14 protein-coding genes are annotated in these 9,480 nt (G+C 67.7%); 6 read left to right on the top strand and 8 right to left on the bottom strand.

Annotation, left to right across the window (positions count from 1 at the left end):
- A partial coding sequence (locus tag AC3A6P_RS22340) for a hypothetical protein (RefSeq protein WP_487693978.1) occupies positions 1–126 on the top strand: 126 nt, incomplete at its 5' end.
- A 6-nt stretch (positions 127–132) separates the two neighbouring features.
- Here the strand turns inward: AC3A6P_RS22340 and AC3A6P_RS22335 are convergent.
- Positions 133–777, bottom strand: a complete 645-nt coding sequence (locus AC3A6P_RS22335; RefSeq protein WP_487693976.1) for a S1 family peptidase — start codon at positions 775–777, stop codon at positions 133–135.
- A 106-nt stretch (positions 778–883) separates the two neighbouring features.
- Between AC3A6P_RS22335 and AC3A6P_RS22330 the strand changes: the two genes are divergently transcribed.
- Together AC3A6P_RS22330 and AC3A6P_RS22325 are read left to right on the top strand one after the other, a co-directional pair.
- Positions 884–1,393 carry a phage holin family protein gene (locus tag AC3A6P_RS22330; protein ID WP_487693961.1) on the top strand — a complete coding sequence of 170 codons (510 nt, stop codon included), beginning with the start codon at positions 884–886 and terminating at the stop codon, positions 1,391–1,393.
- The gene (locus tag AC3A6P_RS22325; RefSeq protein WP_487693960.1) at positions 1,394–2,323 is read left to right on the top strand and encodes an alpha/beta fold hydrolase; all 930 of its coding nucleotides are present in this window, start codon (positions 1,394–1,396) and stop codon (positions 2,321–2,323) included.
- Positions 2,324–2,419: 96 nt separating this feature from the next.
- Here the strand turns inward: AC3A6P_RS22325 and marP are convergent, their stop codons facing one another.
- The 4 genes from marP to nth are packed head-to-tail and all read right to left on the bottom strand — an operon-like array spanning position 2,420 to position 5,685.
- Positions 2,420–3,607, bottom strand: a complete 1,188-nt coding sequence (gene marP / locus AC3A6P_RS22320; protein ID WP_487693959.1) for an acid resistance serine protease MarP — start codon at positions 3,605–3,607, stop codon at positions 2,420–2,422.
- Positions 3,604–4,362 (bottom strand): NUDIX hydrolase, encoded by a 759-nt coding sequence (locus AC3A6P_RS22315; protein WP_487693958.1) that lies wholly within the window; start codon positions 4,360–4,362, stop codon positions 3,604–3,606. The genes marP and AC3A6P_RS22315 overlap by 4 nt, the downstream gene beginning before the upstream one ends.
- A 13-nt stretch (positions 4,363–4,375) precedes the next feature.
- Positions 4,376–5,008, bottom strand: a complete 633-nt coding sequence (locus AC3A6P_RS22310; protein WP_487693957.1) for a TlpA family protein disulfide reductase — start codon at positions 5,006–5,008, stop codon at positions 4,376–4,378.
- Positions 5,005–5,685, bottom strand: coding sequence for an endonuclease III (gene nth, locus AC3A6P_RS22305; RefSeq protein ID WP_487693975.1), 681 nt, complete (start codon positions 5,683–5,685; stop codon positions 5,005–5,007). Before nth ends, AC3A6P_RS22310 begins: the two co-directional genes overlap by 4 nt.
- Before the next feature lie 202 nt (positions 5,686–5,887).
- Here nth and AC3A6P_RS22300 point away from each other — a divergent pair, with 202 nt between their 5' ends.
- Together AC3A6P_RS22300 and crp are read left to right on the top strand one after the other, a co-directional pair.
- The gene (locus AC3A6P_RS22300) at positions 5,888–6,190 is read left to right on the top strand and encodes a hypothetical protein (protein ID WP_487693956.1); all 303 of its coding nucleotides are present in this window, start codon (positions 5,888–5,890) and stop codon (positions 6,188–6,190) included.
- Positions 6,191–6,292: 102 nt separating this feature from the next.
- A complete protein-coding gene (gene crp, locus AC3A6P_RS22295) occupies positions 6,293–6,967 on the top strand; it encodes a cAMP-activated global transcriptional regulator CRP (RefSeq protein ID WP_005138643.1) in 675 nt (224 codons plus the stop codon).
- Positions 6,968–7,023: 56 nt separating this feature from the next.
- Here crp and AC3A6P_RS22290 read toward each other — a convergent pair whose 3' ends face one another.
- The 3 genes from AC3A6P_RS22290 to sp36 are packed head-to-tail and all read right to left on the bottom strand — an operon-like array spanning position 7,024 to position 8,410.
- On the bottom strand, positions 7,024–7,800 hold the full coding sequence (locus tag AC3A6P_RS22290; RefSeq protein WP_487693952.1) for an MBL fold metallo-hydrolase: 777 nt from the start codon (positions 7,798–7,800) through the stop codon (positions 7,024–7,026).
- Complete coding sequence (locus AC3A6P_RS22285; RefSeq protein ID WP_487693951.1) at positions 7,797–8,252, bottom strand: RidA family protein; 456 nt, start codon at positions 8,250–8,252, stop codon at positions 7,797–7,799. Before AC3A6P_RS22285 ends, AC3A6P_RS22290 begins: the two co-directional genes overlap by 4 nt.
- On the bottom strand, positions 8,249–8,410 hold the full coding sequence (gene sp36, locus AC3A6P_RS22280) for a Sp36 family protein (protein ID WP_197378998.1): 162 nt from the start codon (positions 8,408–8,410) through the stop codon (positions 8,249–8,251). The genes AC3A6P_RS22285 and sp36 overlap by 4 nt, the downstream gene beginning before the upstream one ends.
- 48 nt (positions 8,411–8,458) lie before the next feature.
- Between sp36 and bagA the strand changes: the two genes are divergently transcribed.
- A complete protein-coding gene (bagA, locus tag AC3A6P_RS22275; protein WP_487693950.1) occupies positions 8,459–9,478 on the top strand; it encodes an ATPase BagA in 1,020 nt (339 codons plus the stop codon).
- The last annotated feature ends 2 nt before the right edge of the window (positions 9,479–9,480 follow it).

Here is a 9,480-nt window from a genome sequence, read left to right as displayed (position 1 = left end):
CCGAAAACCCGCAGCGGCAAGATCATGCGCCGGCTGCTGCGCGACGTCGCCGAAGGCCGCGAACTCGGCGACACCTCGACCCTCGTGGACCCCAGCGTCTTCGAAGCCATCCGCGCCAGCAAGTGAGGCGTACTACACCGGCCGAAAGCCCGTCCCCGGACGGGCTTTGGCGGTGATGTCGGCCAGCTGAGTGTTGAACGACATGGTGACCGCGGGGGTGTGCAGCGGGATGAATTTGATGACGCAGCTGGGCAGGTCGTCGCTGAACGCGCCGTGGATCATCCCGACCAGCTTGTTGTTCGCGGTCACCGGCGCGCCCGAATCGCCCGGCGCCCCGCACACCTGATTCAGGACGGTGCCGGGGTCCTCCCCCGGCCCCCACGTCACCCCGCACGAGGTGCCGGTGGTGCGGCCGAGTTTGCACACCACCTGGCCGAAGGCCGGGTCCGGCCCCAAGCCGTCGATGACGAAGCCGTTGACGTTGTTGGTCGGGATGACCTTGCTGCGGTCGAAGCGTATGACGGCGTAGTCGAGTGCGTCATTGCCTGCCACCATCACGCCCACCGGCCCCTGGTTCTCGGCGCCCTCGGCAGACACCTGGGCGCCGGGGCCTCCGCAGTGCGCCGAGGTGAAGCCGACGAGATCGCCCCGGTTGTCGGTGCCGATCGCGGTGAGCGTGCAGTAGGACTCGCCATTGATGACGATGCCGGAACCTCCGCCGAGGGTCACCGGGGCGGCCACCGCCGGGCTTGCGGTGATGACCGAGAATGCGGCCAGGGCGGCGACAGCGCAGACGGCAAGGCGCGCGAATTTCAAGCGAACTCCCAAGTCAGGGTTTGGCCAGGGTCGTCCCCAGTGAACCAGACATGGCAACATGAAGCCCGTGAGCAATGGTGACCGCAAGAATGGTGTGCCCGCGACCGTGACGTCGATCCCGTTGGTCGATCCCAACGCCGTACCGGCGGATCCGTCGATCGGTGACCTGGTCAAGGACGCCACCACTCAGGTGTCCACCCTGGTGCGCGCCGAGGTCGAACTTGCTCGCGCGGAGATCACCCGGGACGTCAAGAAGGGTCTCACCGGAAGCGTCTACTTCATCTTGGCGCTGGTGGTGCTGTTCTACTCCACCTTCTTTTTCTTCTTCTTCGCCGCGGAACTGCTCGACACCTGGCTGTGGCGGTGGGCGTCCTTCTTGATCGTCTTCGGCGTCATGGTGCTCACCACCGCGCTGTTCGCGCTCCTGGGCTACCGCAAGGTGCGCAAGATCCGCGGGCCGCAGCAGACCATCGAAACCGTCAAGGAGACCAGGGCGGCTTTCACCCCCGGTCACGACAGGGCGCCGCAGGCGCCCGCGGGTAAGGCGCCCGCAACCACGGACCCGTCGGGCTGGTAGATGCCGCCGCCGGATCCGTCCGTCGTTCGGATCAACGGACCGTGGCGTCACCTGGACGTCCACGCGAACGGCATCCGGTTTCATGTCGTCGAATCCGAGTCCTCCGCGCCCGACGGGCCCCTGGTGATCCTGCTGCACGGGTTCGGTTCGTTCTGGTGGGCCTGGCGCCATCAGTTGCGCGGTATCACCGGAGCGCGGGTGGTCGCGGTGGACCTGCGTGGGTACGGCGGCAGCGACAAACCACCGCGCGGGTATGACGGGTGGACGCTCGCCGGTGACACCGGTGGCTTGATCCGCGCCCTCGGGCACACGTCGGCCACGTTGGTGGGCCACGCCGACGGCGGGTTGGTGTGCTGGGCCACTTCGGTGTTGCACCCACGTCTGGTGCGGGCGATCGCGTTGGTCAGCTCGCCGCACCCGAGCGCGCTGCGCCGGACCGCACTGACCCGCCGCGACCAGGGCCGGGCACTGCTGCCTTCGCTGCTGGGTTATCAGCTGCCGCGCTGGCCCGAGCACGTGTTGACCCGCCGCGACGCCGACGACCTCGAGGCGCTGGTCCGCAGCCGCGCCTCCGGCAAGTGGCAAGCGTCGCAGGATTTCTCGGAGACCATCGGCCATCTGCGCCGCGCCATCCAGATCCCGGGTGCCGCACACTGCGCGCTGGAGTACCAGCGATGGGCAGTACGCAGCCAACTCCGGGGTGAGGGCCGGCGTTTCATGAAACAGATGGACCGTCAGCTCGGAATCCCGTTGCTGCACATGCGCGGTGACGCCGACCCGTATGTGCTGTCAGCACCCGTCGAGCGGACCCGGCGCTACGCGCCCCACGGTAGGTTCGTGTCCCTTTCCGGGGCAGGGCATTTCGGTCACGAGGAGGTGCCGGATCAGGTGAACGGCCACCTCAACAGGTTCTTGGCCCGGTTGTTCTAGCCCCTCGACGGGCCTGGCCCCTCTGTAGGCCGGCCCTCTCTCCCCGGCTCGTCCCTCGCCGCCTCGTCGGCCGGCCTGGCCCCTCTGTAGGCCGGCCTAGGTGACGCAGGAGCCGGTGGCCGCCCGCTCGGTCGCGTTCACCTTCAGCATCTGACGTTCCACCTCATTGGCGGTGAGCACGAATCCGGTCTCGGTGTCGTCGACGGCGGCGCCGAACACCACCCCGAGCACCTCGCCGTTGGCGTTGATCAGCGGGCCGCCGGAATTGCCCTGCCGCACAGTCCCTCTGATGGTGTAGACCTCGCGGTTGACGGTGGTGGTGCGGTAGATGTCGGGACCGTTGAGTTCGATGATCTCGCGGATCCGCGCGGGCGTGGCTGCGAAGTCCCCGCCACCGGGATAGCCGAGTACCAGGGCGTCGGTGCCGGTCACGGCGGGGTCGGGCGCGAAATCCAACGTCTGCGCGGGCAGGTTCGGCACGAACAGCATCGAGATGTCGGCGTTCGGGTCATACGACACCACCACGGCGTCGTAGGTCTGGCCGGCGGACTCGACGGTCACGCTGTCGGAGCCCGCGACCACGTGCGCGTTGGACATCACGTGTTGCGGCCCAACGACGAAACCTGTGCCCTCGAGCACCTTCTGGCATCCCGGCGCCACCCCGCGGATCTTCACGACGCTGGGCTGGACCGCGGCCACCACGGCGTCGGTGGCCAGGGTCGCGTTCGGCGGCTCCACCTCGACGATCGGGGTGCGGCCGAACGGCTGGAGCACGTCAGGCAGGCCGGAGGTGTCCAGCAGCGCCGAGAGCCGCTTGGGCACCGCGCGCAACCACTCGGGTGCCGCCTCGTCCACTTGCGCCAGCACCTTAGAGCCCTTGACGGCATTGACCAGATTGGTTTGGTCGGAGGAGGTCAGCGGGGTGGCGAGCAACCAGGCCGCCACCATCACCACGATCAGCTGCAGGCCCACACCGATCAGCGAATCAACCAACCGCACACCGGGATTGCGGATGGCGCTGCGTACCGCGCGGCCCAGCACCACACCGGCCACCTCGCCGACGACCACCAGAGCCAGGATGAGGAACAGTGCGGCGAAGAGTTTTGTCCTGGCACCGTCGATGTGGTTGACGATGTGCGGCGCCAACAGCACGCCGGCAACGGCACCGAGTACCACGCCGATGAACGACATCACCGAACCCAGCGCGCCGGAACGCCAGCCCGAAACGGCGGCGACGAACGCGATTGCGACGACAGCGATGTCGAGCCACTGCGAAGGGGTCACTGCGCCTCCCCGCCCACGAGCGCCATGGCGTCCTCGAGTTCGAGCACCTTGGTGGTGTCCCAGGGGCTGGACCAGCCGGCCACGTCGAGCAACGCCGAGATGACCTGGCCGGTGAATCCCCACACCAGCATCTGGTTGAGCAGGAAGGCGGGCCCGGCGAAGCGGCGGGTATTGGCGGCTCGGTAGACCATCAGCCGATTCTCCGGGTTGGTGAACGCGCGGACAGGTACCCGCGCAACGATTGCGGTTTCGGCTTCGTCGACGACGGACACCGGTCCTGGATCGGGCGAGTAGGCCAACACAGGCACGACGTGGAAGCCCGACGGCGGAATGAACATCCGCTCGAGCGTGGCCAACGGTTGTAGGCGTGTGACGTCGATCCCGGTCTCCTCCCGCGCCTCCCGCAACGCGGTGGCAACCGGTCCATCATCGCCCGGATCGCTGGCGCCGCCCGGAAAGGCGGCTTGTCCGGCGTGGTGGCGCAGTGTGGAAGCCCGGACGGTGAGCAGCAGGTCCGCCTCGTCGGGCAGCCCGGGCACCACAGAGCGAGCCGGGGTGAACTCCGGGCCGGAGAACAACACCAGCACCGCGGCGTCGCGCCGGGTGACGGCGGACTCGGCGGCCGCGGTGATGGACGCCAGCACCTCGGCCGGCACCCGGCGCCGGTACGCGCCGCGCACGTTGTGCACGTTGTCCAGCAGTGGCCGCAACCAGTCGGGTCCGTCGTCGGGCGACGGGGATACCGCACTGCTCACCGCGGTACCCCTCTCATCGCAACTCGGTTCCGACCGCCTCGGCGATGTCGTCCGCGGAGACAAAAGCACGGGGCAGGATCTCGGCAACGCTACCGTCCGGGCGCAGCAGAACCGTCGCAGGCATGACGTTCGGGACCTTCAGAGCCGCAGCAATGCTGCGGTCACCGTCCTGCAGGGTGGGTAACCTGACGCCCCACTCCGCCAGCCGCGACAATGCCGCCTCCTCGTTGGGGTCCTGGTGCACCGTCACCACGAGGACGTCTTGGCCCACCCGTTGCTGATATTCGACCAGCGCCGGCAGTTCGTCGGCGCACGGTCCGCACCAGTAGGCCCACAGGTTCAGCAGCACGGGGCGCCCGGAGAGCGCACGTGCCACGTCGACGTGCCCGCCGTCGGCCGCGCACACCGCCGTGACCCCGCGCAGTTCGGCAGGGCCTGGGCCGCCGTCGCCAGTGGGGCACGGCGGCAGGTCCGCTTCGCGGCGGGCTTGGCTCAGTTGGCCCGGGTCCTGGCGGGGTTGGCCCGCAGTCGGTGGGCCGGACTGCACGCCGGTCTCGGGAGACTCACCGAGCTGAGCGAGCAGCGCAGCCATCACCACCGCGATGACGGCGACGATCGCCAGGGTCCACTTGGCCGAGCCGGTCACAGACCTGCCAGCGCCAGGAGGTGTTCGGTTTCGGGTCCCTTGACCAGCGGAGCGGCGAGCAGCGGATCGGTGGGGCCCGCACCGAACGACGGACAGTCCTTGGCCAGTACGCAGACCCCGCACGCGGGCTTACGGGCGTGGCAGACCCGACGCCCGTGGAAAATCACGCGGTGGCTGAGCAGCGTCCACTCGGGGCGCTCGATCAGGTCACCGACGATCTTCTCCACCTTCACCGGGTCTTCCTCCGCCGTCCACCGCCACCGCCGGACCAGCCGGCCGAAGTGGGTGTCGACCGTGATGCCGGGGATGTCGAACGCGTTGCCCAGGACGACGTTGGCGGTCTTGCGGCCGATGCCGGGAAGCGTCACCAGCTCATCGAGGGTGGCCGGCACCTCGCCGCCGAAGTTGTCGACCAGCGACTGTCCGAGCCCGATCAACGAGCTGGCCTTGTTGCGGTAGAAGCCGGTGGGCCGGATGAGTTCTTCGAGTTCGGTGCGGTTGGCCCCGGCGTAGTCGGCGGCCGTGCGGTACTTCGCGAACAGCGCGGGAGTGGTGAGGTTGACGCGCTTGTCGGTGCTCTGCGCCGACAGGATGGTGGCGACCGTCAGCTCCAGCGGGTTGGTGAAATCCAGCTCGCAGTAGACATGTGGGAACGCCATCGCGAGGGTGCGATTCATCCGGCGGGCACGCCGGACCAACCCCAGGTGCGTCTCGGTGTCCCATTTGGTCTTCGATTTGGTCTTCGGCGAAGAATCCGGCTTTGCCTTGGCGGCCACCCTGACAGGCTACTGACCGGGCCCGACAGATTCGTTACAGCTATGTCTGAGCGGTTGACAAACCGTGATCCTGCTGAGACCTGGCGCGTGTTTACTTCTCGTCGTGTCCTGGTTGCTCGCGGCGTCGGTCCCCGGCCTGCTCATGCTGGCGACCTTCGGGCTGCAGCGGCTGGAGTCCGGTATCTGTACCTTCGAGTCCCGCGATGGCGCGGAGCTGACCGAACAGCCCAAGATGCGCCCCGAACCCCGGCCGGACAACGACTTCCCGTCGTTTCCCTCGCTGCGCGCGGCCTTCGAAACACTCGACGGTGAACCCCGTTTGCCGACCCGGCTGAGCCCGTCCGTGCAGATTCCGGTGGACAGGAATCCGCAGTTTCAGGCGACTCGCCAGGCCAATCGTGTGTAGCGTTGGCTAGTCGCGCCACTGCTTACCTCTAGACTTGCAAGGAACACACAGATAGAGGCTGGTCGACGCACATCACACAGCCAAGAGCCAAAGAGGGGCAACGTGGACGAGATCCTGGCGAGGGCCGGAATCTTCCAAGGAGTCGAACCCAGCGCCGTATCAGCGCTGACCAAGCAGCTGCAGCCCGTCGACTTCCCGCGGGGGCACACGGTATTCGCCGAGGGCGAGCCTGGCGATCGGCTGTACATCATCATCTCGGGCAAGGTGAAGATCGGTCGTCGGTCACCCGACGGTCGGGAGAACCTCCTGACGATCATGGGCCCCTCCGACATGTTCGGTGAGTTGTCCATCTTCGATCCGGGCCCCCGGACGTCGAGTGCCACCACCATCACCGAGGTCCGTGCGGTGTCGATGGACCGGGACGCGCTGCGTGCCTGGATCGCCGACCGGCCCGAGATCGCCGAGCAGCTGCTGCGCGTGCTGGCCCGTCGCCTGCGCCGCACCAACAACAACCTCGCCGATCTGATCTTCACCGACGTGCCCGGCCGGGTGGCCAAGCAGCTGCTGCAGCTCGCTCAGCGGTTCGGCACTCAGGAGGGCGGCGCCCTGCGCGTGACGCACGACCTGACGCAGGAGGAGATCGCCCAGCTCGTCGGCGCCTCCCGCGAGACGGTGAACAAGGCGCTCGCCGATTTCGCCCACCGCGGCTGGATCCGCCTGGAAGGCAAGAGCGTGCTGATCAGCGACTCCGAGCGGCTGGCAAGGCGCGCCCGCTAGTTCTCTTGTGATTTCGGCGCGCTGGTAACCGCTGAGCGGTTACCAGCGCGCCGAAATCACGTCTTGAGGTAGTCCAGCTGGGCTTGCACGGACTTCTCCGCGGCATCCCAGAGCTTCTGGTCGACGTCGGTGTAGACGTGTTCGACGACCTGCCGGGCGGAGGCGTCCTCTCCCAGCTCCCGCAGGGCGGCCCTGACCTGATCGAGTCGTTCCTCGCGGTGCTTCAGGTACATCTCGGTCACGCCCACCAGATCGCCGAGATCGGGGCCGTGCCCAGGCAGAACAGTGCGCTGGCCCAGACCATGCAGCCGGTGCAGAGAGTCCAGGTAGTCGCGCAGACTCCCGTCTTCGGTGTCGATGACCGTGGTTCCGCGACCCAGCACAGTGTCGGCGGTCAACACGGCGTCCTCGAGGACAAACGACACCGAGTCGGCGGTGTGACCGGGTGTCGCGAGGACGGTGATGCGCAGGCCGGCAGCGTCGATCACCTCGCCGTCGGTCAACGGCCCGCCGAGACCGCGCAGGAATCCGCTACCGACCGAGCGGACGACGGCGCCGGTGCGCTCGACGAGTTTGTCGATGCCGTCGGTGTGGTCGCCGTGCCGGTGGCTGATCAGGACCAGAGGAATCTTTCCGAGCGCGGCGATCCGGTCGAGGTGCGCCTCGTCGTCGGGACCGGGGTCGACGATCACGATCTCGTCGCTACCCCGCCCCTGCAGCACCCAGGTGTTGGTGCCGTCGAGGGTCATGATGCCCGGGTTGTCGCACAGGAGCACCGACGCCGTATCCGTGACCGGACGCAGCTGCGCGTAGGCGGGGTGCTCGAGGGTCACGCGACCTCGACGATGATTTCCACTTCGACGGGAGCGTTGCGCGGCAGTTCGGAGACACCGACCGCGGAGCGAGCGTGGGCACCGGCATCGCCGAACACCTCACCGAACAGTTCGGAGGCGCCGTTGATGACGCCCGGCTGACCGTCGAATCCGGGTGCCGAGGCGACGAAGCCGACGACCTTGACGACCTTGACCACCTGGTCAACGCCCACCAGGGAATTGACGGCCGCCAGTGCGTTGAGCGCACACACCCGGGCCAGGGCCTTGGCGTCTTCGGCGCTCACCTCGGCGCCGACCTTGCCGGTGCGCAGCAACTCCCCGCCCTCGATGGGCAGCTGGCCGGCCGTATAGACCAGGTTGCCGGTGCGCACGGCGGGCACATACGCCGCCAGCGGAGCGACGACGGGCGGCAGCTCGATGCCGAGCTCGGTCAGCTTGGCAGACCAGCTCATTTGGGACGCTTGAGGTAGGCGACGTGCTGTTCGCCGGTGGGCCCGGGCAGGACGGCGACCAGCTCCCAGCCGTCAGCCCCCCACTGGTCGAGGATCTGTTTGGTGGCGTGGGTGAGCAGCGGCACGGTGGCGTACTCCCAGATGGTCGGTTCGCTCATGGGCAGAGCTTAGCCGCCGGACCCAACCACATGGTTAGGCTGCAAGCCATGGCGACCACAGCAAGCGGCCCAACCAGCGTCGGTTGGCCCTCCCGGTTGGCGAAAGCCCGCCTCCATTTTGTCAGTGGGAAGGGCGGCACCGGGAAATCCACGGTGGCGGCCGCGCTGGCTCTCACGCTGGCCGCCGGCGGCCGCAAGGTCCTGCTGGTGGAAGTCGAAGGCCGCCAGGGCATCGCGCAGCTGTTCGATGTTCCGCCGCTGCCGTACAAAGAGCTCAAGATCGCCACGGCCGAACGCGGCGGTCAGGTCAACGCCCTGGCCATCGACATCGAAGCCGCATTTCTCGAATACCTCGACATGTTCTACAACCTCGGTCTGGCCGGTCGAGCCATGCGTCGTATCGGCGCCATCGAATTCGCGACCACCATCGCGCCCGGGCTGCGCGACGTGCTGCTGACCGGCAAGATCAAGGAGTCCGTGGTCCGCGTGGACCGCAACAAGCAGCCGGTGTACGACGCGATCGTGGTGGACTCACCGCCCACCGGCCGAATCGCACGCTTCCTCGACGTCACCAAGGCTGTCGCTGATCTGGCCAAGGGCGGGCCGGTGCACTCGCAGAGCGAGGGTGTGGTGAAGCTGCTGCATTCCGAGCAGACGGCCATTCACCTGGTGACGCTGCTGGAGGCGCTGCCCATCCAGGAGACAGTCGAGGCCATCGAAGAACTCGAGGCGCTCGGGCTGCCGATCGGCAGCGTGATCGTCAACCGCAACATCCCGACGTTCCTGCCGGCGGACGCGCTCACCAAGGCTGCCGAAGGAGACATCGACGCCGACGCCGTGCGCGCCGATCTCGGGAAGGTGGGAATCACGTTGTCGGACGACGACTTTGCGGGACTGCTGACGGAGAGCATCCAGCACGCCACCCGGTTGCAGGCCCGTGCCGAGAGCGCCGAGCAGTTGGACTTGATCAAGGTGCCCCGGCTGGAGTTACCGGCCATCAACGACGGAATCGACCTGGGCAGCCTGTACGAGCTGGCCGAGGCACTGGCAGAGCAGGGGGTCCGGTAACG

This window comes from Mycobacterium sp. Soil_C_30, assembly GCF_057656995.1.
Note: the sequence above shows the minus strand (reverse complement) of the source record. Positions and strands in the feature narration are given on the sequence as shown.